The sequence below is a fragment of the Frankia nepalensis genome, from assembly GCF_016786325.1.
GTDB classification, from domain to species: domain Bacteria; phylum Actinomycetota; class Actinomycetes; order Frankiales; family Frankiaceae; genus Pseudofrankia; species Pseudofrankia nepalensis.
In genome coordinates, this window is the sequence record NZ_JADWYU010000224.1 from 1 (window position 1) to 23314 (window position 23314).

The window sequence follows — 23314 nt, forward strand, 5'->3', positions numbered from 1 at the left end:
CCCGGCACCAGCACCACCCGCAGACGGGGTAAATGGCACTGACTTCTATGGCACGCTGTTGAGTTCTCAAGGAGCGGACGCATGAACCGGATCCACACCCTACCAGGCGAATCACCGGCGCGATTGTTCACTCGCGCTTTTCCGAAGTATTCGGAAGGATCGTGTCTGGCCTCTCCGATTGCTCGGTGACCGCCACGTCCCATACGCCCAGATTGGGGCGCTACCGGCACCGGGGCGAAGCCCGAGATTTCTCGGGTGAGCCCTAGGGGCTCCGCTGTCCGCCGTGTCCGGCGCTGTGGAGAGAACATTACGGTCGCGCGGCGGCAAGCGTCAAACGCAGACGGCCCGAATCGCTGTGACCTCCGTCACATCGCAGGCGACCAGCTGGACGACCTCCCGGGACATGGGAGGCTGGTTAGCCGGGCCCTGAACAGGATCCGCCTCTGGCGGCCCGCCTGCACGGCGTCCGTCGGCACGGCATCCGTCGCACAGCATCCGTCTGCGCAGCGCCCCTTGGCCCGGCAAGCCCTGGCCATCGGCCCGGCGGCCTCCGCGCCCGCCGACGCATCCGACGCGATCAGGTCCAGACCCGCCTCCACGGCCCGCGATCCCGCCCGCCTCCTCAGCGTGGCCGCAAGCACCGCCCGCGGCTGAAGCACCGCCCGCCGTCAGGGCACCGCCGGCCTTCGCCCCGGCCCGCGCCACGCGCTGACCGTCGGGTTGTCGGCGAGCCAGAAACGCCAGGGCCGGTCATGGGCGGCGCGTACTCCGACCCTCGGGCCCACCAGCACCGGGCCCGCCGGACCGTCCGCGGCCGGTTCGACCACGAGCGGGCCGTCCCCGGTGACCGGGCAGCCGGTCAGGGTGCCGTCGATGCCCAGGGCACGCGCGAGGCGGCCTGGGCCGCGAGCGAGGTCCCGGTCGGCCAGCCGGGGCGCGCGGGCGCGCGCCGTCTCCAGCCCGTCGATCACCGCGCCCGCCCGGATCAGGACGGCGGCGGCCGATCCGGCCGGCTCGCAGACCAGGTTGAGGCACCAGTGCGTGCCGTAGATGAAGTACACGTAGGCCCGCCCGGGCGGCCCGAACATCACGGCCGCCCGCGGCGTCGGGCCGCGGGCCGCGTGCGAGGCCGGGTCGTCCAGGCCCGCGTACGCCTCCACCTCCGTGATCCGGACGGCGACCGGCCCGTGCCGGACCGTCGCGCCGAGCAGGTCGCGCGCGACGGCCAGCACGGGCCGGTCGAAGAACTCGTCCGCGACCGACGGCGCGGACGGGCCATGATCCCCGCCTCCGGTCATGTGCCACCCCGTACCTTCCGCATCAGCCCGGGATCGGGTCCGGGCGGGCACGAAGCGCCCGGCCACGCGGAGCACCCGCGGTTCCCGCTGGCTCGGCGAAGCCGATCCGGCAAGCAAGCGATCTGGGAGGTCCGGGGCGCGCCAGCGCCCTTCTAGCGATCGCCCCATTTCCGGTCGGTGGCGAGCGTCGGGCGCAGCGCCGCGATCTGCTCCCGCACCCGCGACGGCGCCGTGCCACCGGGCGCGGACCGCGCCTCGAGGGCACCGGCGACCGACAGCACGGCGCGCACGTCCGGGCCGAGCACCGGGTCGATGGCCGCGAGCCGCTCGTCGGACACCTCGTGGAGGTCGACGTCGTGCTCGACGCACCAGGCGACGAGCGCGCCGACCGCCTCGTGCGCCGACCGGAACGGCACCCCCCGGCGGACCAGGTGCTCCGCCACGTCGGTGGCCAGCGAGAAGCCGTCCGGCGCCGCGGCCGCGAGCCGCTCGGCGCGGACCCGCATGGTCGCCACGGTCCCGGTGACCGCGGGCAGCACGACCAGGAGCGTGTCGACGGCGTCGAAGACCGGCTCCTTGTCCTCCTGCAGGTCCCGGTCGTAGGCCAGCGGCAGGCCCTTGAGCGTCGTCAGCAGGCCGGTGAGCGCGCCGATGAGCCGACCGGACTTGCCCCGCGCGAGCTCGCCGACGTCGGGGTTCTTCTTCTGCGGCATGATCGAGCTGCCGGTGGCGAACGCGTCGTCGAGCTCGACCCAGCCGAACTCGCGGCTGGTCCAGAGCACGAGCTCCTCGCCGAGCCGGGACAGGTGCACACCGATCATGGCCGCGGCGAAGAGGAACTCCGCGGCGAAGTCCCGGTCCGACACGGCATCGATGGAGTTCGCGAACGCCCGGGAGAAGCCGAGCTCGGCGGCGACGCCCTCCGGGTCGAGCGGCAGCGACGACCCGGCGAGCGCGCCGGCGCCGAGCGCGCAGACCGCGGCCCGCCGGTCCCAGTCGCGCAGCCGGTCCACGTCACGGACGAACGCGTGCACGTGGGCGAGCACCTGGTGGCCGAACGAGATCGGCTGGGCGTGCTGCAGGTGGGTCATCCCGGGGGCCGGGGTGTCGACGTGCGCCTCGGCGACGTCGACGAGCGCCTCCGACAGGTCGGTCACCGCCGCGGCGACCTGGCGGGCGGCCTCGCGCAGGTACAGGCGCAGGTCGGTGGCGACCTGGTCGTTGCGGCTGCGGCCGGCGCGCAGCTTGCCGCCGAGCGCGCCGAGCCGTTCCACCAGCGCCCGTTCGAGCGCGGTGTGCACGTCCTCGTCCTCGATGGTCGGCAGAAACCGGCCGGCCGCGACGTCGCCGGCCACCTCGTCGAGGGCGCCGAGCATCGCCGCGAGCTCCGCGTCGTCGAGCAGGCCCGCGCGGTGCAGCACCCGGGCATGCGCCTTCGAGGCCAGCAGGTCGTACGGGGCGAGCCGCCAGTCGAAGTGGACGCTCACGGAAAGCCGGGCGAGCGCCTCGGCCGGGCCGCCGGCGAACCGCCCGCCCCACAGCCGCAGCGGCGCTCCCCCGGCCTGCTCCACGCTCTGTCCAGCCGTCTCGCCCGTCCCGGCCGGGCCGGTGCCGGTCGTGTTCACCTCAGTTGCTCCCTATGTCGCTGATGGCCACATGCGGCCGGTGTCCCTGGTGGCCGGCCGGACGAGGACCAGACCCGGACGAGGATCCGTGTCCGAGGTCCTTCGTGGCCGGGCTCGGGCCTGTGCCCACGCGGGCCTGCCCGCGTGGTGGTCTCGACCGTCCTGTCCGCCGTCCTCGGACGCGGCCCCGCCGTCGTCCTCTTTCGGCTTCACGTCCGCTGGGCGTGGGCCCGTTCTCCCACGGGCATCGGCACCGACGGCACCCCGGCGACGGGTGGGTCCTCGCCCGGCCGGTCGCGCCCCTCGGCGAGGCCGAGCAGGCGGTCGGCCAGCCGCGGGCCACTCGGGGCGGCGGCCCGGGCCAGGCCCCGCTGGACCGTCCCCTCGAGGACGCCCCCGCCTTCCGGGCCGGGTTCCTGGTCGGACAGCGGCAGGGCGCGGCAGACGACCAGGATGGTGTCGTCGCCGGCGATTGTGCCCATGATCTCCGGCAGCGCGGCGCGGTCGAGCGCGGAGGCGAACAGCTGCGCGGCGCCCGGCGGGGTGCGCAGCACGACGAGGTCGCCGTTGGCCTCGGCGGAGACGAGCAGGTCCTCACACAGCCGGGACAGCGGCAGGCGCACCGTCTCGGCCGGGGCGAGCCCCGCGTCGACGGTGTAGACGAGCGTGCCGTCCTGTCCGCGAACCTTCGTGGCCCCCAGCTCCTCCAGGTCCCGCGACAGGGTCGCCTGGGTGACCCGGACGCCCTCGACGGCCAGCAGCCTGGCGAGTTCCGTCTGGGAGCGGACCGGGTGCGCCGAGATCAGTGCCGCGAGCCGCGCGTGCCGGGCGCGTTTGGTCAGCGGCGCCGCTGGCCTGGTCCCTGATGTCATGCCCGTCCCGGTGGTGTCCTGCGAGTGGAGGGTCCGTGAGTGGGGGTCCGTGAGTGGGGTCATGGTCGGTGGTGAGCGTCGTTCGGCGCTGACGGCCGGGCCGGCCGTTAGGCGGCGGGCGACGGCGGAGTCGGGCGAGGTCAGACGCCGGCGCCCGCCACGGCGGTCGTCGGGGTGGCCGTGTTCGCGCCGTCCTGGCGGGTCAGCAGGAAGGTGAGCAGGGCCTTCTGGGCATGCAGCCGGTTCTCGGCCTGGTCGAAGACGACCGAGGCCGGGCCGTCCATCACGCCGGCGGAGATCTCCTCGCCACGGTGCGCAGGCAGGCAGTGCATCACGATCGCCGACCGCTTGGCCGCGGCGAGCACGGACTCGTCGAGCCGGAACGGCTGGAAGGCCGCGAGACGGCTGACCGCGTCGGCCTCCTGGCCCATCGACGCCCAGACGTCGGTGTAGAGCACGTCGGCGCCCTCGGCGGCGGCGTGGGCGTCGTCTCGGACCTCGACCGCGCCGCCGGTGCGGGCACCGATCTCGGCGGCCTGGCGGACGACCTTCGGGTCCGGCTCATAGCCGGGCGGGGTCGCGACCCGCACCCGCAGGCCGGCCATCGCGCCGGCGAGCAGCAGCGAGTGCGCGACGTTGTTCCCGTCGCCGACGTAGGCCAGCGTCACGCCGGCGAGCCGGCCCGTGGCGGCGCGGATGGTCTGCAGGTCGGCGAGTCCCTGGCAGGGATGGGCGTGGTCGGAGAGCGCGTTGACCACTGGCACGGTCGCGGCGGCGGCCAGGCGCTCGATCCGGTCCTGGCCGAAGGTGCGGATCACGATCGCGTCGACGTACCGGCTGAGCACCCGGGCCGTGTCCTCGATCGTCTCGCCGCGGCCGAGCTGGGTGGTCGCGGCGTCGATGACGACCGGGTGCCCGCCGAGCTCGGCGACCCCGACCTCGAAGGACAGCCGGGTCCGCGTCGACGGCTTCTCGAAGATCAGCGCGACCGACCTGCCGGCCAGCGGGCGCTGGGCTTCGGGCGAGCGCCGCTGGGCCCTGAACCGGTCGGCCGAGTCGAGCAGCGCCGCCTGCTCGGCCGGCGTCAGATCGGTGTCGAGGAGGAAGTGGCGGACGGTCATGAGCTGACCCTACGGCCAGGCGTCGCCGGCCCGCCGGCCTCGGCGCCCGCGGCGACCGCCGCCGCCGCGATGCCCGGGAGGGCGGCCACGAACGCGTCGGCGTCGGCGTCGGTGAGCACCAGGGGCGGGGCGAGCCGGACGGTGGCCGGGGCGATCCCGTTGACCAGGAACCCGGCGGCGCGGGCCGCCGTCTCGAACGCCGCCGCGGTCACGGGCGCCTCGGCGGCCTCGGACCCGGTGGACAGCTCGATCGCCAGCCACAGGCCCACGCCGCGCACCCCGGCGATGCCGGGCACGCCGGACGCCGCGGCGGCGCGGATGCCGTCGGCGAGCCGCTCGCCGACCCGGGTCGCCGAGGCGAGCAGCCCCTCGGACTCGATCGTGTCGAGCACCGCGAGCGCGGCGGCGCAGACGACGGGGCCACCGCCGAAGGTCGAGCCGTGCTCGCCGGGGCCGAGCAGCCGGCCGGCGGCGCCGATGCCGACGCAGGCGCCGATCGGCAGCCCGCCGCCCAGGCCCTTGGCCAGGGTCAGCACGTCGGGCAGCACGCCCTCGGTCTGGTGGGCGAACCAGGCGCCCGTGCGGCCGATGCCGCTTTGCACCTCGTCGAGGACCAGCAGCGCGCCGGTCTCGTCGCACAGCGCCCGGGCGGCGGCGAGGTAGCCGGGCGGTGGCGGGATGATGCCCGCCTCGCCGAGCGTGGGCTCCAGGAACACCCCGGCGGTGCGCTCGCTGATCGCGGCTTTCAGCGCGGAGACGTCGCCGTAGGGCACGAACGTCACGCCGGGCAGCAGCGGTTCGAACGGCGCCCGCTTGCCGGGCTGGCCGGTGATCGACAGGGCGCCCAGAGTCCGGCCGTGGAACGAGCCCTCGGTGGCGATGAGCTCCGTCCGGCCCGTCTTTCGGGTGATCTTGATGGCGCACTCGTTCGCCTCGGCGCCCGAGTTGGCGAAGAAGATCCGCGCGTCGACGCCCAGCAGGCCGACCAGCCGCTCGGCGAGCAGCACCTGCGGCTCGTTGACGTACAGGTTGGACGTGTGGCCAAGCTGGGAGAGCTGGGCGGTGACGGCGTCGCGGACGGCGGGGTGGGCGTGGCCGAGGGCGCTGACGGCGATCCCGGCGAGCAGGTCGAGGTACTCCTTGCCGTCGACGTCCCACACCCGGCTGCCTGCGCCGCGGGCCAACGCGACGGCCGGCCGGCCATAGGTGCCCATGACGACCGCGTCCCGCCGGTCGTACAGGTCGGGCCCGACGCCCGGCTGGGCCGCGGGGGTGCCGGCCGCCGTGGAGGTGGCGATACCGGTGGAGGTGGCGATGTTGGTGGTCACGCGTGGCCTCCGGTCGGCGCGGTCGGCGCGGCGGGCTCGCCCGCGTCCTGTTGGTCGGGGCGCTGGGGGTCGGTTCCCCCGGAGGGCTTCGTCTTGAGGGCCGGGGTGATCAGGGTGCCCACGCCCTCGTCGGTGAAGATCTCCAGCAGGACGGCGTGCGGGACGCGGCCGTCGAGCACGTGGGCCTGCGGCACGCCGCCCTGGACGGCGCGCAGGCAGGCCTCCATCTTCGGGATCATCCCGGCGGTCAGGGTCGGGAGCATCGCCTCGAGCTCGATGGCGTCCAGCTCGCTGATCACCTCTTCGGAGCTCGGCCAGTCGGCGTAGAGCCCTTCGACGTCGGTGAGCACGACGAACTTCCCGGCGCCGAGCGCGACCGCGAGCGCGGCGGCGGCCGTGTCCGCGTTGACGTTGTAGACGCCGCCGTCCTCGCCGCGGGCGACCGTGGCGATCACCGGGACCTTGCCCGAGTCCAGCAGCGCGTTGACCGTCTCCGGCGCGACCTCGACGACGTCGCCGACGAGGCCGATGTCGACCTCCTCGCCGTCGACGACCGCGGGGCGGCGCCGCGCGGTGAACATGTTCGCGTCCTCGCCGGACAGCCCGACGGCGAACGCGCCGTGGTTGTTCACCAGGCCGACGACGTCGCGGTTCACCTGGCCGACGAGCACCATCCGGACGATCTGCATCGTCTCGGGCGTCGTGACCCGCAGGCCGCCGGTGAACTCGGACTTCACGCCCAGCCGGTCGAGGTGCGCGGTGATCTGCGGGCCGCCACCGTGCACGACGACGACCCGGATACCGGCGAGGCGCAGGAACACGACGTCCTCGGCGAACGCCTCCCGCAGCGCCGGTGAGGTCATCGCGTGGCCGCCGTATTTGATCACCACGGTGGCGCCGTGGAAGCGGGCGAGCCAGGGCAGCGCCTCGACGAGCACCCGCGTCTTCGGCAGCGCCGCGTGGCCCCGCGCGAGCGCGGACGGCTCGCGCGGCGGGACCGCGCGAGCCATCCGCGCGGCGGCCTCCGTGGCCGGCGGAGCGGTGGACGCGTCCTCGGCGTCGTTCGCGACCGTCATGACCCCATCCCCCGCATCCACGCCGTCTCGCGCGCCGTCTCGCGCCTGTCCGTGCTCGCGCGGCCCGCGCCGCGGACGCTGGGCGCGCTCACGTCGAGTACGCCGAGTTCTCGTAGACGTAGCCGTCGGTCAGATCGTTGGTCCAGATCGTCGCCTCGGCGGCGCCGGCGTGCAGGTTGGCGACGATGGTGATCTCACGGCCGGACAGGTCGACGAGGTCACGGGACTGGCCCGGCGCGCCGGCCCTGCACACCCAGATGCCATTCATCGCCACGTCGAGCTCGTCGGGCTCGAAGGCGGCGCTGGTGGTGCCGATCGCGGCGAGCACCCGGCCCCAGTTGGGGTCCTTGCCGTAGAGCGCGCACTTGAGCAGGTTGTTACGGGCGATGGACCGGCCGACCTCGAGCGCGTCGTCCTCGGACGCGGCGCCGGTCACGGTGATCGCGATGTCCTTGGTGGCGCCCTCGGCGTCGCCGATCATCTGCTTGCCGAGGTCCATGCAGACGTCGGTGACCAGCGCCGTGAGCTCCTCCTCGGGCAGGGTCACCCCGGACGCGCCGGAGGCCAGCAGCAGCACGGTGTCGTTGGTGGACAGGCAGCCGTCGGAGTCGATCCGCTGGAACGTCAGCCGGGTCGCCTCCGTCACCGCCCGGCGCAGCGTCCCCGCGTCGGCGACCGCGTCGGTCGTAACGACGACGAGCATGGTCGCGAGTGACGGCGCGAGCATCGCGGCGCCCTTGCCCATGCCACCCACCGTCACCGAGCCGTCCGCGGACGTCCGCGCCGCCTGCTTGCTGACGGTGTCGGTGGTCCGGATCGCCTCCGCGGCCGCCGGGCCGCCGTCCGTCGACAGCAGGTTCGTGACCCTGGTGACTCCGTTGAGCAGCAGGTCCATGGGCAGCCGGACGCCGATCAGGCCGGTCGAGCAGACTCCGACGTCGCCGGCGCCGATCCCGATCGCCCTGGCGACGTGCTCGGCGGTGTGGTGGGTGTCGGCGAACCCGTCCGGCCCCGTACAGGCGTTGGCGCCGCCGGAGTTGAGGACGACCGCGCGCAGGCGCCCGTCCGCCAGCGCCTGGCGGGTCCACTGGACGGGCGCGGCCTGCACCCGGTTGGTGGTGAACACGCCGGCCGCGGCGTCCGACGGCCCGTCGTTGACGACGAGCGCGACATCCGGACGCCCGGACGGCTTCAGCCCGGCCGCGACACCCGCGGCCCGGAAGCCCTTCGGGGCGGTGACGCTCACGCGCTTCCTCGATTCGTTTTCGGTCGACCGTTGTGTCGCACTTCTGGTTGCCGCTGGGACTCTGGTTACCGCTGGAACGCCCGCCTCAGGTCCAGGCCCCGCTGAGGCCGGTCCTGTTCTGGGGCGTGCCTGCCGGCCCGGGGCCGCGGCGTGGAGGCACCGGGGGCGCGGGGCGTGTCAGGGCGCGAGGCCGGTGACGGGCAGGCCCAGGGTCTCGGGCAGGCCGAGCATCAGGTTGGCGCACTGGATCGCCTGCCCGGCGGCGCCCTTGGTGAGGTTGTCGATCGCCGAGATGACGACCACCCGGCCCGCGCCCTCGTCGAACGTCGCCTGGAGATGGACGGTGTTGCTCCCGAGGGTGGCCGACGTGCGCGGCCACCGCCCGGCGGGCAGCACCTTCACGAACGGCTCGTCGGCGTAGAAGGCCCGCAGGATCCCGGTGATCAGCTCGTCGTCGAAGGCGAGGCCGACCCCGAGCTCGTCGGTGCCCGCCTTCGACGAGGGCCGCGCGGTGCACGTCGCGAGGATGCCGCGCGGCATCGGGGCGAGTGTCGTGGTGAACGAGAGCGTCACCGGCGCGCCCGCGACGCGGCCCAGGTTCTGGACGATCTCCGGGCCGTGCTGGTGGCGGCCGACCTTGTAGGCGGTCACGTCGCCCATCACCTCGCTGCCGAGCAGGTTCACCTTGGCCGACCGGCCGGCGCCGGAGGTTCCGCTCGCCGCGACGGTCACCAGGTCCGCCGGCTCGATGACACCGGCGGCCAGCAGCGGGGCGTAGGCCAGCGAGACCGCGGTCGGGTAGCAGCCGGGGGCCGCCACCCGCTCGGCCGCGGCGATCTCGGCCCGCGCGCCGGGCAGTTCCGGCATGCCGTAGGTCCAGGTGCCGGCGTGCGGCACGCCGTAGGCCCTGGCCCACTCGTCGGCGTTCGCGAGCCGGAAGTCGGCGCCCAGATCGACGACCTTGACGCCCGCCGGGATGGTGGCCGCGACCTCGGCCGACCGGCCGTGCGGCAGCGCCAGGAAGATCAGGCCGGCCCCGGACGCGACGGCCGCCGCCGTGTCGACGAAGGTCCGCCCGGCCAGGTCCGGCAGGTGTGGGTGGACGTCGGCGATGTCCTCGCCGGCGTTGCTGTGCGCCGCCACCGCCCCGATCTCGATCTCCGGGTGCGCGAGCAGCAGGCGCAGGAGTTCGCCGCCGCCATACCCGCTGCCGCCGATGACCGCCGCCGTCATGCCCATGGCCGCAATTCTATGCACACGCACGTATGGACATCCAGTCTTTTCCTGTTCCCAGCACGACTGGTCGGCGGCCGGTCGGGTCAAGGACAGCAGCGTCTGGTCCACGCGCCGCTCTGCCACGATCGCGGTGTGACCGGGTTGATCAGCCTTGGCGAGCGCGGACCATGGCGCTGACCATCCTGTTCGCCGTCTGCTATCCGGTCGCCGTCGGCGTGACCGGCCTCGCGCTGTTGGCCCTGCGCCAGCGGATCCGCGGGCCGGGCTACTGGCCGCCGGTGGATCCCCAGCTGGTGCCGGTCGAGGAGCTCGCCCTGCTCGCCGGCGGGCCGCGCCGCGCCGCCGCCACCGCCGTCGTCCGGCTCTATGAGGCCGGCGCGATCGCGCCGTCTCAGGCCACCGGACTCCTCGCGCCCGTCGGGCTGCCACCGATCGGGACGCACCCGATCTCCGCCGGCTGCTACGACCTGGTCCGCCAGGCGGGCCACGTGGACCCGCTCGCGGTCCGCCGCGCGGTCGCGACCAGCCCCGCGACGGACGCCACCCGCCGCGCCCTGGTGGCCAGCGGCCTGCTGCCCAGCCCGGCCAGCCGGCGGCTGCTGCTCGGTCTGCGTCGGCTCGCCGTCGCGCTGGCCGTCCTGGGTGTGGCGGCCTTTCTGGTGTCCGCCGTCGTCGACAGCCCGGTGAGCGCGGTGTTTGGCTTTCTGGTCCCGCTGACCGTGTTCATCGCGCTGGGGACCTCCCCGCCGCACCGCCGGTCCGGCGCCGCGCTGCTCGCCGCGGCCCGCCACCGGGCCTGGGCGCTGGCTGGCGGCGGGCTACCCGGCCAGCGGGCGCTGGCGGTGGCGGTGTTCGGCCCGGAGGCGCTCTGGAGCGCGGATCCGCGCCTCGCCGCCGGCCTCGGCGTCGTCCCAGCGGCACCGCGGCGAGGCGGCTCAGGTGGCGGCCACGGCTATCGAGGGGACTCCGGCTGTGCCAGCGCGGCCGGCTGCGGCGGGGGCGGCGGCTGCGGCACCGGTGGAGACGGCGGATCCAGTGACAGCGGATCCGGTGATAGCGGCGGATCCGGTGGCAGCGGGGGCGGCTGCGGCGGAGGCGGAGGCGGGGACTGAGGCCACCGAGCCCCCTCCCACCGCGGCGCCGCTCCCGCCGGCGCTCCGCACGGGTGCGGCGGTCCAACCGCCGCACCCGCACTGGATGTCGCATACCGGACAGCACCAGGCGCGACAGTTGCTCATCATCAGGATGCTCCCCAGCCCGAGACCGTCAGCTCCCTGCCCTCGTCCTCGGGATCCGCCCGTTCCACACGCGACAAGGACACCGCCCATGTCGTCCGCCACGCTGGGCCTGTTGTGCTCCGTCGGCTTCCTCGCGCTGCTGTTCGCGGGAGCGTTGACCGCCCGGCGTCGCGCCCTCGCCCCGCGGCGACTGGCGCCGCGGGACCCGCGGCTGGTGTCGGTCGAGGACCTGGCGCTGCTCGGCGAGCAGTCCCCGACCGTCGCGACGGTCCTGCGCCTGCACGAGGCCGGGACCATCGGCCCAGGCCCGACGCCGGGCCGGCTGATGGTGACCGGCCGGCCACCCCCCGATCCGCGTCCGGTCGCGGCGTGCTGCGTCGAGGCCATCCGGTCAGCCGGGGAGTTGCCGTTCTCAGCCGTGTGCGGCGACGTGTCGTTCTCGACGTCCGACGGCGCGGCGGCGCCGTCGGTGCGCGGCGCCCCGGCAGAGGTCGCCGGGGCGATCGCCGCGAGCCATGACGGCCTGGTCGCCCGCGGGCTGGCCTGGAGGCCGGGCGGGCGCCGGCTGGCCCAGCACGCGGCCCGCGTCGGCTTCGCCGTCATGTACCTGGCCACCACCGCGCTCGTCGCGAACTTCGTCCTGCTCGCCATGGACCGGCCCGACTGGCCGGTCCTGCTTGGCCTGCTCGCCGTCACGGTGTTTCTGATGTTCGCGGCGCCCATCTCGCTCGGGGACCTCCACGAGCGCCCGCCAGCCGCCGGGGCGCTGCTGAAAGCGGCCCGCGAGCAGACCAGGCAGTCCTACGGCCGAGGCGACACCGGCCAGCTCGCGATCGTGGCGGCGCTGCTCGGCCCGTCCTACGTCTGGGATGTCGATCCCGAGCTCGCGCCCCGTCTCGGCGTGCCCGATGGACGGTATGGCTACCAAGCGCCGATCCCGCGTCCAGGAGCAACTGACAGTGCTCCCGGCGGAGCGACGAGCCATGCGGCCAGCGGCTCCTCCGACGACGCCCGCGGCGCGGCCTGGATGGCCATCCTGACGGCACTGTCCGACGCGGACCGTCAGGACAGTGGAGGCGGGAGCTGCGGAAGCGGATGCGGAGGCTGTGGCTGAGCCGTCGGCCGGGTCCGCGAACCCGTGGGAGCGGCCCGGCGGGAGCCGGCCAGCGGGCAGGCCGGGCAGGACCGCCACCGCCGCGTTCCGCCCCGCGTCGGTTTCCGGACAGCGCCGGGGCGGCCCGTTGCGCACCATCTGTGGCGAAGGCACACCTGCGCACTCCGGTAACCCGCGCCGACGCGCGTCCACCTCGCAAGGAGGACAAGCCGGATGATCTCTCCTCCCGCCACGAGACGCCGGGCCGACATCCCGGCTACGCCGGGTGACCCCGAGCCGCGCTCCGCCCCGGGGGCGGCGGTGACCGGGTTCGGGGTCGGGTGGCGGCCGGAGATCGCCGGGATGCTCGCGGCTCGCGCCGACCTCGGGTTCGTCGAGGTGATCGTCGAGAACATGCCCGGACGCGGCCCGCTGCCGCCGGCGCTGCTCGGCCTCGGCGTGCCGGTCGTGCCGCACGGCATCGGCCTGTCGCTGGGTGGCGCCGAGCCGCCCGAGGCAGCGCGGCTGCGCCGGATCGCGACCCTGGCCCAGGCCCTGGACGCGCCGCTCGTGAGCGAGCACGCCGCCTTCGTGCGCACCGGCGGGCACGAGGCCGGGCACCTGCTGCCGGTCCCCCACACCCGGGACGCGCTGGCCGTGCTGACCGCCAACGTCCGGATCGCGCGGGCCGAGCTGCCGGTGCCGCTCGCCCTGGAGAATCCCGCGTCGCTGCTGCGCTGGCCGGACAACGAGCTCACCCTCGCGGACTTCCTCACCGAGCTGGCCGAACGGACGGACGCCCCGCTGCTCCTCGACATCTCGAACCTCTACGGCGACACCGTCAACCACGGCCTCGACCCGGCCACCACGTTCGACCGGCTCCCCTGGGAACGCGTCGCCTACCTGCACGTCGCCGGGGGCGTCATGCTCGGTGAGCACTACCACGACACCCACCTGCACCGCGTCGGCCCGGGCCCGCTGGAGCTGCTGGCGGAGGCCGTCCGCCGGCTGCGCGCGCACGGCCGCTCGGGCCCCGGCCAGGCGGCCTACCTGCTGGAACGCGACGGCCACTACCCGCCGCCCAGCCGGTTGCACGACGAGCTCGACGAGGTCGTCACCGCCGCCGGCGACCGACCAGCCCGCCGCCCCCTGGCCCCGCCTCCGCCCGGAGCGCTCTGGTGACCGCGGTCGGGCCGCCCTGCCCGGTCGGCCCGGTCGGCCCGGCCGGGCCGGCCGGCCTGCCGGACGTGGAGGCCGCGCGGACCCGGCTGGCGGCGGCGCAGGCGGAGCTGCTCGCGGCGCTCGTCGCCGGTGGCCCGGATCCCGACGGCTTCGACCGGGCGGCGCTGGCGGTCACCCGGCGCGCGCTGCTCGACAAGCGGCTGGCCGGCGTCGCCCGCCGGTGGCCCGCGCTCGCCGCCGAGCCTGGCTTCGCCGAGAAGTTCGCCGCCTTCGCCGCGACCAGGCCGCCGCTGGGCTCCCACCAGGACGGCCTGGCGTTCGCGGGGGCGCACCGCGCCGGGCTCACCGGGAACGCCCGCCGCGAGCTGCTGCTCGCGCGCGCCGCCACGCGCCGGTTCGCCCTCCTGGCCGACCGCCCCGGCGGCCGTGCCCTGGTCGCGGTCCGCGCCCCCGGCCTGGGCACCCGCCTCCTGTCCTTCCGTCTGTCCCTCCGTACGTCCCCGCGCGCTCCAGGACACGACAGCGACCCCGCCTGACCACGACGGCTCCCTCGCCCACGACGGTGACAAGGACGTCCTGCCATGTCGACGATCACGTTGGTCTTCGTCTGCTACGTCGGGCTGCTCGCGCTGCTGTTCGCGGGAGCGCTCGCCGTCCGGCCGTGGCTGCTCCGCCAGGAGCGAGCACGGCCGGACCCGCGCCGGGTACCCATCGAGGACCTGGCGCTGCTCAACCGGCAGCCGGTGGTCCTCGTCGGGATCCTGCGCCTGTACGACGCCGGCACGATCGGCCCGGCCGCGGCGCCCGGGAAGCTGACGGTGACCGCGCAGCCGCCGGACGCCCTGCATCCGGTCACCGCGAGCTGCTACGAGGCGGTCCGCTCGGCCGGCGAGCTGCCGTTGTCCGCCATCCGTGACCACGCACAGGTCCTCGCGGCGAGGAACGCCGCGCGCAAGGCGCTGGACGCCTCGCTGCTCCCCAGCCCGGTCTATCGGCGGTTCGTCGGGGTGCTGGCCGCGTGCGCCGGCGGCCTGGGGCTCCTCACCAGCCTGGCGGTGCTCGCGGACATCGTCACGATCGCGGTCGATTCCGCCGATGTACCGCTTCTCCTGGGACTGATCGTCCCGATGATCGGCCTCACCCGGGGCGTCGGTGCCGCGCTCCCGCCGTCGGCACGCGCGAAGGACGGGGCGGCGCGGCTTGGCGCCGCCTCGCTCGTCGCGCCCGCCCGCGAGCAGGTCCGACGGTCCTACGACGCCGGTGAGCTGGTCCCGCTCGCGGTCATCGCCGCGTTGCTCGGCACGTCCGAGCTCTGGAAGGCCAATCCCGATCTCGCGCCGCGTCTCGGAGTGCCGGACGGGTCGTTCGGCTACCGGTCGCCGGACAGGAAGATCCCGCCGAGAAGCTCCTCGAGGACCACGACGGGCTTCCCCGGCGCCACGGCCTACGTCCCCAGGAGCAGGACCGCCGCCTCTGCCTCCTCTGCCGCCTCCGACGGCTCCGACGGCTCCGACGGCTCCTCCCGGACCACGAGTGGCGGAAGCGGCCGCTCGTGGCGCCCAGCCGCGGGTGGCGTCTCCTGGGCCGACATCGCGCACGACCAGGCCACCTCGAACGACTCCGGCGGCCACAGCTGCGGCAGTGGGTGCGGCGGCGGCTGTGGTGGCTGCGGCTGACAGCCACCGGTGACAGAAATCACCACGACCGAGCGAGCCGCGCCGCCCGCCGGGAGCCGGCGGGAGGCACGCTCGCTGTCCGCTTCCGTCAGGCGCGCAGGCTCGCGCCGGTGCGGCGGGTGGCCTCGGCGACGGCGGCGTCGCGGACGCCGTTGGCCTCCTCGGCGGTGAGGGTGCGGTCGGTGGCCCGTAGCCGCAGGCCGAAGGCCAGCGAGCGCCGGCCCGCGCCGACCTGGGCACCCTCGAAGACGTCGAACAGGGTCAACGACTCGAGCAACTCGCCGGCGCCGTCGCGCAGCGCCGCCGTCACCTGGGCCACCGGCGTGCCGGCCTCGACGACGAGCGCGACGTCCCGGTCGGCCGGCGGGTACTGCGAGACCACCGGGGCGGTCACCGGGCCGCGCCGAGCCGCCGCCTCGATCAGCTCCTCCAGACCCAGCTCGAAGGCCACCGACCGCTCCGGCAGGCCGAGGTGGGCCACGACCCGGGGATGCAGCTCACCGGCGTGGCCGACCAGCTCCCCGTCGGCGCGCAGCGCCGCGCACCGGCCGGGATGCCACGGAGCGTGCTCGTCGGGGGCCGCGGTGAGCTCCACGCCCACGGCGCGCGCCGCGACGCGCGCCGCCTCGACGGCGTCCGCCCAGTCCGCCCGGCGGCCCCCGGCCAGCGCGCCGCCGGCGACTCCGGCCGGCTCGCGCAGGCCGGCGAGCACGCCCGCGACCCGACGCGGCTGCTCGGGCAGCGCCGCGTTCAGCGCCGCGACCTGCCCGTCGGACGGGCGGTCGAGCACCGACGGCGTCGGCACCGGCGCCGCGGGCGCCGCCAGCTCGCGAAACACCTGGCCGATCTCGAACAGCGCGACGTCGGCCTGGCCACGGCCGATGTTGCGCGCCGCCGCGTCGAACAGCCCCGGCAGCAGGGTGGTGCGCAGGTAGGCCGCGTCCTCGGCGATCGGGTTGGCGATCCGCACCGCCGCCGCGCGCCGGTCGTCCTCCGGCAGACCGAGCGCGTCGGCCACGCCGGCGCCGACGAACGGCAGCGTCATGACCTCGGTGAGGCCGTCGTAGGCAAGCGCCCGGGAGATCGCCCGCACCATCCGCTGAGCCGGGGTGAGCCCCCGCCCGGCGGGCAGCCGCGGCAGCGTCACCGGGATCGTGTCGTAGCCCTCCAGCCGCATGACCTCCTCGACGAGGTCGGCCGGCCGGGTCAGGTCGGGCCGCCAGGAGGGCGGCGTCACCGTGACCACGCCCGGCACGTCGCTGTCCTCGACCGCGCAGCCGACCTCGGCCAGGCGGGCGCGCACGACCTCGTCCGGGTAGAGCCGGCCGCCGAGCCGGGTCGGCTCGGCGAGCGGGAAGGCCACCGTGACCGGCTCCCCCCGGTGGTCGACGTCGGTGACGCCGGGCTCGGCGCGCCCGCCGGCGAGCTCCCCGAACAGCCGGACCGCCGCCTCGGCGGCGACGGGCGCGAGCGCGGGGTCGACGCCGCGCTCGAACCGGCGGGACGCCTCGGAGAACAGCCGGTGCCGCCGCGCGGCGCGGGCGACCGTGACCGGGTCGAAGTGCGCGGCCTCCAGCACGATGTCGGCCGTCGTCTCGGAGATCTCGGTGCTCGCGCCGCCCATGACGCCGGCGAGAGCGATCGGCCCCGAGTCGTCGGCGATGACCAGGTCCTCGGGGTCGAGCGCCCGGTCGACCCCGTCCAGGGTCAGCAGCCGCTCGCCGGCGCGCGCCCGGCGGACCACGATCGGCCCGGTGAGCTTGGCCCTGTCGAACGCGTGCAGCGGCTGGCCCAGCCCCAGCATGACCGCGTTCGTCACGTCGACGGCCGCGGAGATCGGCCGCATGCCGGACAGCGTGAGCCGGCGGGCCCAGCGCAGCGGGGTGACGGCCGCCAGGTCGACCCCGGTGATCACCCGGGCGACGTAGCGGTCGCAGGCGGCGGTGTCCTCGACGGTCACCGGGTATCCGTCGCCCGGGGCGGCGGTCCCGACGGGCGACCCCGGGTCGGTGAACGGCAGGCCGGACGCGGTGGCCGCCTCCCGGGCGATGCCGCGGATCGACAGGCCGTAGCCCCGGTCGGGCGTGACGGCGATGTCGAGCACGTCGTCGACCAGGTCGAGCAGCTCGGCGACGTGCGCGCCCAGCGGGGCGTCCTTCGGCAGGATCAGGATGCCGTCGTGGTCCTCGCCGATGCCCAGCTCGCGCGCCGAGCAGATCATGCCGTCGGACACGTGCCCGTAGGTCTTGCGCGCGGTGATCTCGAACCCGCCGGGCAGCACCGCGCCGGGCAGCGCGACGGCCACCCGGTCACCCACCTCGAAGTTGAACGCCCCGCAGATGACCCCCCGGCTGCCGGGGTCGGTCTCGCCGGTGACCGGCTCGGCGACCCGGACCTGGCACCAGCGGACGTTCTTCTTCTTGGCGGCGACGACCTCGATCGAGGTCACCTCGCCGACGACCACGCCGGCGAGCCCGCCGACGGCCTCGACACCCTCGACCTCGAAGCCGGCGCGGATGAGGGCATCCGCGACGGCCCGTGCCGGCGGCAGCCCGGGCACGTGCTCGCGCAGCCACGACATCAGGATCAGCACGGCGTCAGCCCTCGATTCCGAAGGGGAGGCTGAAACGGACGTCGCCGTCGACGAAGTCGCGGATCTCACGGACCCCGTGGCGCATCATCGCGGCCCGCTCCAGGCCCATGCCGAACGCGAAGCCGCTGTACCGGGTCGCGTCGATCCCGACCGCGCGCAGCACGTTCGGGTCGACCATGCCGCAGCCACCCAGCTCGATCCATCCCTCGTCGGAGCAGACCCGGCAGGGCTGGCGGCTCGCCTCGCCGCGGCAGTTGAAGCACTGCACGTCGAGTTCGGCGCTCGGCTCGGTGAACGGGAAGAACGACGGGCGCAGCCGGGTCGCCAGGCCCGTGCCGAACAGCGAGGCCGCGAACGTCGCCAGCGTGCCGCGCAGGTCCGCCATCGTGATGCCCTCGTCGACGGCGAGGCATTCCAGCTGGCCGAACACCGGCGAGTGGGTCGCGTCGACCGTGTCGTTGCGGTACGTCCGCCCGGGGGCGACCACGTAGACCGGCAGCGGGCGGGACAGCAGCGCGCGGATCTGCACCGGCGAGGTGTGCGTGCGCATCACCCGGCCCGCGCCCTCCGGCTCGACATAGAGGGTGTCGTGCTCGCTGCGCGCCGGGTGGTCCGGGTGCATGTTGAGCGCCTCGAAATTGAACCAGTCGTGCTCGAGCTCCGGGCCCTCGGCGACCTCGTAGCCCATCGCGACGAACGTGTCGACGAGGCGTTCGGAGAGCACCGCGAGCGGGTGGCGGGCACCGACGGGCCGCCGACGGGTCGGCATGGTCACGTCGACCCGTTCCTCGACCAGCACGCGGGCGTCGCGCTCGGCGGTCAGCTCGGCGAGCCGGGCCGTGTGCGCGTCGCGGACGGTGGCCAGCGCGTCGTTGAGCCGGCGGCCGGCGTCGGCGCGGTCCTCGCGCGGCAGCGAGCCGAGCTTCTGGCGGGCCAGCACGAGCGGCGCCGAGCGGCCGTCGACGTGCGCGGCCCTGGCGGCCGCGAGTTCGGTGAGGTCGGTGGCCGCGGCGAGCGTGGCGAGCGCCTCGGCCACGGCCGCCGCGAGGCTGCTGGGGTCGAGCGGCCCGCCCGCCGCGGCGGGCTGCGGATCGGTCATCGTCTCTGTCATCGTCAAATCCGGTGTCAGCCTCTTGAGTTGGTGGAGCTCGTCTCCCGGGCGCTCGTCAGCATCCTCACCCGGACAGCCGAGTCGGCGTTCCGTAGGCCGTCCCGCGACGGCTCGCCGCGTTCGACCCAAGATCGGTGACCCTCAGCCCGGCGCGGACCTGACCTCGTCCGGGCAGCGTCACGGGCTTCGGGGAGCTGGCTGGAAGCCAGCGAACAGGGGCATCCGCCACGCCCGCCGGGCTCACGCGGTGTTCGGGTCTACCCGAACACCGGGGCGCCGGCGGGCAGGGAAAATCGGAACTCGGCGCCGCCGGCGGCGGCACGGCCCACCGTGATGGTGCCGCCGTGCGCCTCGATCAGCGCCTTGGCGATGTAGAGGCCAAGCCCGGTGCCGTTGCCCCGGCTCGCTCCCCGCCAGAACTTGGTGAAGACCCGGGAGGTGTTGGCCTCCGGCACGCCTTCGCCCTCGTCGGCCACGCTCACCTCGGCTCCCGTCGAAAGGCCCCTCAGGACAACGGTCACGGTACCCGCCCCGTGACGCAGGGCGTTGTCCACGAGGTTGTGCAGCACCTGCTCGATCTTGTCCGGGTCGATCCACATCTCCGGCAGCTCGCCGTCCTCGTGCACGACGAACCGGTCCGGGCCGGCCGTGCCGGACGCGACCTTGCCCGCGAGCACCCGGTGCAGGATGACGCTTGGATCCGCGATCTGCTTGCGCATCTGGATCCGGCCGGCGTCGATCCGGGACACGTCCAGCAACTCGGTGAGCAGCCGGGTGACCCGGTCGGCGTCCGTGTTGACCGTGTTGAGCATGAGCTTCTTCTGCTCGTCGGTGAACCGCTCCCACTTGGCCAGCAGCGTCGCGGTGAAGCCCTTGACGCTGGTCAGCGGCGAGCGCAGCTCATGCGCGACGGTGGCGACCAGGTCGGATCGGTTGCGCTCGATGCGCTCCCGGCTGGCCGTGTCCCGCAGGCACAGCGCGACCTGGACGAGCTGGCCCGCCTCGCGGGTGTAGCGCACCGTCACGTTGAAGTCGTGGTCGCGCGCCGGGCCGGCGAAGGTGAGCCGCCGCTCGGGCTGTCCGGTGACCCGCGGCAGCCGCCGGCCCGGGCCAGAGGCCTCCCACCAGTCGTTGCCGCGCTCGTCGACCAGCGGCAGCACCTCACAGATGTGCCGGCCGCTGACGGCGCGCTGGTCGATGCTCGTGAGCGACGCGGCCGCGGCGTTGAAGACCAGGACGACGCCATCCGCGTCGGTGACCACGACCGCGTCCGGCAGGCCGTCGTAGGCCGCGGCGAGCACGACGGGACCGGCTGTGGCCTCAGAGGCCGCCACGCCGGCCTGTCCCATGGTGACGGCCGGCGCGTCCGCCTGGCCGGCGACGTCGTCCGAGCCCGCGGTCTGCGTGCCCACACGCGTGGGCGCCGAGGTGACCGTAGCCGACGTGACCGTATGCGTCACCGCCGCCCACCTCCCCCGGTGCCGTGAGTACCGGATCTGGCCATTCTGCGCGCCCGCGCGGACGCGTAAAGACAGAGCGCTGTCGCGACCGCGAGATTCAACGACTCGGCCTGACCGTACACCGGCACCCGAAGCACCGCGTCCGCGGCGGCCAGTACATCGGTGGACAGGCCGTGCGCCTCGTTGCCGAACAGCCATCCGGTCGGCCCGTCGAGCTCACCGGAGTCGGCGGCGTCGTAGAGGTCACGGGCGCCATGGCCCGAGGTCGCGACGACCTGACAGCCGACGGCGCGCAGCCAGTCGAGCGCCGCGCCGAGATCCGGTTCGACGATGACCGGAAGGTGGAAGAGACTGCCCGCGCTGGCGCGGACGCACTTGCCGCCGAACGGGTCGACGCCCTCGCCGGCGAACACGACCACGTCGGCGCCGGCGGCGTCCGCGGTGCGGATCACCGTGCCGGCGTTGCCCGGGTCGTTCGCGGCGACGCAGACGGCGACCAGCGTGGGCCGCCCGTGGCGGCCCGCGCCGTCCGCGGCCGCCCCGGCCCGTACGACACCGCGCGCGACGCCCTGCCCACCGGGGACACCCAGGTCGGTGAGCCGGACGCCGGACAGGGTGGCGACGCCGACCAGACCCTGGGGAGTGACCGTCTCGGACAGCGCCGCCGCGGCCTGATCGGTGACCCGCCGCACCGGCAGCCCGGCGGCCGTCACCTCGGCGACGAGTCCGCCGTGGCGCGCCGCGGCGGACTCGCCGACGAACAGCTCGGTGAGCCGGCCCGTGGCCAACGCCGCCTCGACGGCCTGGAAGCCCTCGGCGAGGAACCGACCCTCGGCCCGGCGGGCCGAGGGACGCCGCAACTGCCGGGCGGCCGCGACGCTGGCCGCGCGCGGGCTCAGCGGCGCCGTGACCGGCCGCCGAGGACCGGCCGGCGGGCCGCCGCCAACGGCTCCGCGGGGATTCACCGCGGCCGCGACGCTCAGGCCGCCGACGGCTCCGCCGCGACCGGCGGCACAGCGGCCCGGGCGACCTCGACCAGCGCGGTGAACGCGACCGGGTCGGTGACCGCGAGGTCCGCCAGGATCTTGCGGTCGACCTCGACGCCCGCGACCTTCAGGCCCTGGATGAAGCGGTTGTAGGTCATGCCGTTGGCGCGCGCCGCCGCGTTGATACGGGTGATCCACAGCTGCCGGAAGTCGCCCTTGCGGGCACGACGGTCCCGGTAGGCGTAGTTCATCGAGTGGAGCATCTGCTCCTTGGCCTTGCGGTACAGCCGGGACCGCTGGCCGCGGTAGCCGCTCGCCTGCTCGAGCGTGGTGCGGCGCTTCTTCTGGGCGTTGACCGCCCGCTTCACGCGTGCCATGAGGGCACTGTCTCCTTAACGTTCTTCGTGGTCCGTCACCGGGCCGGACGGGACGCCGTCCTGGGCGGGCGGCCGGACGGCCGCCGTCGTCCCGTTCGCCTGTCCGTTCGCCGAGCCCGGGGACTACGACCTGGTCGCGCGCAACGCGAGTTCGGGGGTCCGGGGGTCGCCCCCCGGGGCAGACATCCTGAGCGGGTGGTGTGGGCAGACCGACCGAGGTCAGCGACCGCGGCCCACCCGCCGGCCCACTAGCGGGCGAGCAGGCGCGAGATGCGGCGGTTGTCCGCCGGAGCGAGCACGACCTCGGGGTCGAGCCGCCGGGTACGCCGGGACGGCTTGTGCTCGAAGAGGTGCGCGCGGTTGGCCCGGCGACGCATGATCTTGCCTGACCCGGTGACGCGGAACCGCTTCGAGGCTCCGCTGTGCGGCTTCATCTTGGGCATGTCGTGTCTCGTCCTGTGTGAGTGGAGGGAACTTGTCGTCGGGTCCGGAAGCCGCACCCAGGGGCAGTCGTCAGGGCCCCAGAAAACCGTCTCGACCAACCGCCGGCCCCGCCCCGGCGGCCCGGCGCAGCCGCCGGTGGGCCGGCACCCTGCCGGCCTCTCGCGAGGCCAGCCGAGGCCTCCCCGGGCGCGGACGGCGGCCGGGGCCAGCCGGCCCCCGCGCACGGACTCCGCGGCGGAGCTGTCCTCGGCGGCCTCGTGGGCCGGCCCCCGGTGAGGTGGCCAGAAGGTCCGCGAGCGGGGTTACCCCAGCACGGCACGCCCCTCGGTCGGCTCGCCCCGCAGCTGGCGGGCACCCTTGTGCGGAGCCATGACCATGGTCATGTTCCGCCCGTCCTGCTTGGGCTGGGCCTCGACGTATCCGAGTTCGGCGACGTCGGTCGAAAGCCGCTGCAGCAGCCGGATACCAAGCTCCGGCCGCGACTGCTCCCGGCCGCGGAACATGATGGTGATCTTCACCTTGTCGCCGGCCTTGAGGAAGCGCACGACGTGACCCTTCTTGGTCTCGTAGTCATGCGGGTCGATCTTCGGTCGGAGCTTCATCTCCTTGATGACCGTCTGGACCTGGTTCTTCCGAGCCTCGCGCCGCTTCTGGTCGGACTCGTACTTGAACTTCCCATAGTCCATCAGCTTGCAGACGGGCGGCCGGGCGGTCGGGGCGACCTCGACCAGGTCGAGATCGGCCTCCTGTGCCAGCCGCATGGCCTCCTGGATGGAGACGATGCCGATCTGCTCGCCCTCCGCGCCGACGAGGCGAACCTCCGGCACGCGGATGCGGTCGTTGATGCGTGACTCTGTGCTGATCTGGTTTCCTCCGTGGCTCGACGCGCGGGCACGACCTCACCGCAGCGGAGCACCAAGCCCGAAATACGGGCTCCCGGCCGTCATACCGTCCAAAGGGAACGGTTCGGCCGACCGGCGACCCGGTCACCTTCAGGGACCGATCGTACCGATCGGTCAAACCCGGCGGTTGTCCGGGCGGTGACTCAGGTGGAGGGCGAACCCCCGCTTGGCCCTGCCAAGCGCCGGGCCAACCCACGCGGGCTGTCCCAAGCGCCGCCCCGGTGAGGGCGCGAGCGCGACATGTATGGGTCGCTGTCCTGGGTGTGACCAGAACGCCGGGCCACGAACGTCGGAACTACCAACCTCAGGCGGAGAACGCCTCAGGCTCACGTTCGGGACCGAGGACTGGAACGTCCAGTAGCGGTGCCCTATGCCGACCGTCGGCAGGCGGTCCGACCCAGCGTAGCAAACTGACCGCCAGAGGTCTGGGCGAGCCACCGAACACGCTCA

20 protein-coding genes are annotated in these 23314 nt (G+C 74.7%); 5 read left to right on the forward strand and 15 right to left on the reverse strand.

From position 1 onward, the window contains the following. Nucleotides 1-668: 668 nt before the first annotated feature. The 8 genes from I6A81_RS35360 to argC all read right to left on the reverse strand — a co-directional run bounded on the left by I6A81_RS35360 (nucleotide 669) and on the right by argC (nucleotide 9805). On the reverse strand, nucleotides 669-1298 hold the full coding sequence (locus I6A81_RS35360; RefSeq protein WP_203004984.1) for a DNA-3-methyladenine glycosylase: 630 nt from the start codon (nucleotides 1296-1298) through the stop codon (nucleotides 669-671). A 152-nt stretch (nucleotides 1299-1450) separates the two neighbouring features. Continuing rightward, on the reverse strand, nucleotides 1451-2923 hold the full coding sequence (gene argH, locus I6A81_RS35365; RefSeq protein ID WP_407661432.1) for an argininosuccinate lyase: 1473 nt from the start codon (nucleotides 2921-2923) through the stop codon (nucleotides 1451-1453). A gap of 209 nt (nucleotides 2924-3132) precedes the next feature. Beyond that, nucleotides 3133-3795 (reverse strand): arginine repressor, encoded by a 663-nt coding sequence (gene argR / locus I6A81_RS35370; RefSeq protein WP_203004983.1) that lies wholly within the window; start codon nucleotides 3793-3795, stop codon nucleotides 3133-3135. A gap of 140 nt (nucleotides 3796-3935) precedes the next feature. Continuing rightward, nucleotides 3936-4916 (reverse strand): ornithine carbamoyltransferase, encoded by a 981-nt coding sequence (gene argF / locus I6A81_RS35375; protein WP_203004982.1) that lies wholly within the window; start codon nucleotides 4914-4916, stop codon nucleotides 3936-3938. After that, nucleotides 4913-6214, reverse strand: a complete 1302-nt coding sequence (locus I6A81_RS35380; RefSeq protein WP_307875141.1) for an acetylornithine transaminase — start codon at nucleotides 6212-6214, stop codon at nucleotides 4913-4915. Before I6A81_RS35380 ends, argF begins: the two co-directional genes overlap by 4 nt. 26 nt (nucleotides 6215-6240) lie before the next feature. Continuing rightward, nucleotides 6241-7254, reverse strand: a complete 1014-nt coding sequence (gene argB / locus I6A81_RS35385) for an acetylglutamate kinase (protein WP_238429729.1) — start codon at nucleotides 7252-7254, stop codon at nucleotides 6241-6243. A 154-nt stretch (nucleotides 7255-7408) separates the two neighbouring features. Beyond that, the gene (argJ, locus tag I6A81_RS35390; protein ID WP_203004981.1) at nucleotides 7409-8566 is read right to left on the reverse strand and encodes a bifunctional glutamate N-acetyltransferase/amino-acid acetyltransferase ArgJ; all 1158 of its coding nucleotides are present in this window, start codon (nucleotides 8564-8566) and stop codon (nucleotides 7409-7411) included. Between the two features lie 177 nt (nucleotides 8567-8743). Continuing rightward, nucleotides 8744-9805 (reverse strand): N-acetyl-gamma-glutamyl-phosphate reductase, encoded by a 1062-nt coding sequence (argC, locus tag I6A81_RS35395; RefSeq protein WP_203004980.1) that lies wholly within the window; start codon nucleotides 9803-9805, stop codon nucleotides 8744-8746. A gap of 164 nt (nucleotides 9806-9969) precedes the next feature. Here argC and I6A81_RS35400 point away from each other — a divergent pair, with 164 nt between their 5' ends. The 5 genes from I6A81_RS35400 (at nucleotide 9970) to I6A81_RS35420 (ending at nucleotide 14991) form a co-directional block, all read left to right on the forward strand. Further along, nucleotides 9970-10914 (forward strand): TIGR04222 domain-containing membrane protein, encoded by a 945-nt coding sequence (locus I6A81_RS35400; RefSeq protein ID WP_203004979.1) that lies wholly within the window; start codon nucleotides 9970-9972, stop codon nucleotides 10912-10914. A gap of 214 nt (nucleotides 10915-11128) precedes the next feature. Then, nucleotides 11129-12154 carry a hypothetical protein gene (locus tag I6A81_RS35405; RefSeq protein WP_203004978.1) on the forward strand — a complete coding sequence of 342 codons (1026 nt, stop codon included), beginning with the start codon at nucleotides 11129-11131 and terminating at the stop codon, nucleotides 12152-12154. A gap of 213 nt (nucleotides 12155-12367) precedes the next feature. Continuing rightward, the gene (locus tag I6A81_RS35410) at nucleotides 12368-13315 is read left to right on the forward strand and encodes a DUF692 domain-containing protein (protein ID WP_203004977.1); all 948 of its coding nucleotides are present in this window, start codon (nucleotides 12368-12370) and stop codon (nucleotides 13313-13315) included. Further along, a complete protein-coding gene (locus tag I6A81_RS35415; RefSeq protein ID WP_203010425.1) occupies nucleotides 13312-13851 on the forward strand; it encodes a hypothetical protein in 540 nt (179 codons plus the stop codon). Before I6A81_RS35410 ends, I6A81_RS35415 begins: the two co-directional genes overlap by 4 nt. Before the next feature lie 45 nt (nucleotides 13852-13896). Beyond that, nucleotides 13897-14991: a hypothetical protein gene (locus I6A81_RS35420; protein WP_203007525.1), complete on the forward strand. Its 1095-nt coding sequence runs from the start codon at nucleotides 13897-13899 to the stop codon at nucleotides 14989-14991. Between the two features lie 88 nt (nucleotides 14992-15079). Here I6A81_RS35420 and pheT read toward each other — a convergent pair whose 3' ends face one another. From pheT to infC, 7 genes are all read right to left on the reverse strand, one after another. Next, nucleotides 15080-17584 (reverse strand): phenylalanine--tRNA ligase subunit beta, encoded by a 2505-nt coding sequence (pheT, locus tag I6A81_RS35425; RefSeq protein WP_203007526.1) that lies wholly within the window; start codon nucleotides 17582-17584, stop codon nucleotides 15080-15082. A gap of 4 nt (nucleotides 17585-17588) precedes the next feature. Beyond that, nucleotides 17589-18683, reverse strand: a complete 1095-nt coding sequence (gene pheS, locus I6A81_RS35430; protein ID WP_238430997.1) for a phenylalanine--tRNA ligase subunit alpha — start codon at nucleotides 18681-18683, stop codon at nucleotides 17589-17591. 269 nt (nucleotides 18684-18952) lie between these two features. Continuing rightward, complete coding sequence (locus tag I6A81_RS35435; RefSeq protein WP_203007529.1) at nucleotides 18953-20044, reverse strand: sensor histidine kinase; 1092 nt, start codon at nucleotides 20042-20044, stop codon at nucleotides 18953-18955. Nucleotides 20045-20151: 107 nt separating this feature from the next. Next, the gene (locus tag I6A81_RS35440) at nucleotides 20152-21015 is read right to left on the reverse strand and encodes a TrmH family RNA methyltransferase (protein ID WP_407661433.1); all 864 of its coding nucleotides are present in this window, start codon (nucleotides 21013-21015) and stop codon (nucleotides 20152-20154) included. Between the two features lie 119 nt (nucleotides 21016-21134). Then, complete coding sequence (gene rplT / locus I6A81_RS35445) at nucleotides 21135-21518, reverse strand: 50S ribosomal protein L20 (protein ID WP_203007770.1); 384 nt, start codon at nucleotides 21516-21518, stop codon at nucleotides 21135-21137. Between the two features lie 248 nt (nucleotides 21519-21766). Further along, a complete protein-coding gene (gene rpmI, locus I6A81_RS35450; RefSeq protein ID WP_203007769.1) occupies nucleotides 21767-21961 on the reverse strand; it encodes a 50S ribosomal protein L35 in 195 nt (64 codons plus the stop codon). A gap of 303 nt (nucleotides 21962-22264) precedes the next feature. After that, the gene (gene infC, locus I6A81_RS35455; RefSeq protein WP_311445753.1) at nucleotides 22265-22789 is read right to left on the reverse strand and encodes a translation initiation factor IF-3; all 525 of its coding nucleotides are present in this window, start codon (nucleotides 22787-22789) and stop codon (nucleotides 22265-22267) included. Nucleotides 22790-23314 lie beyond the last annotated feature (525 nt).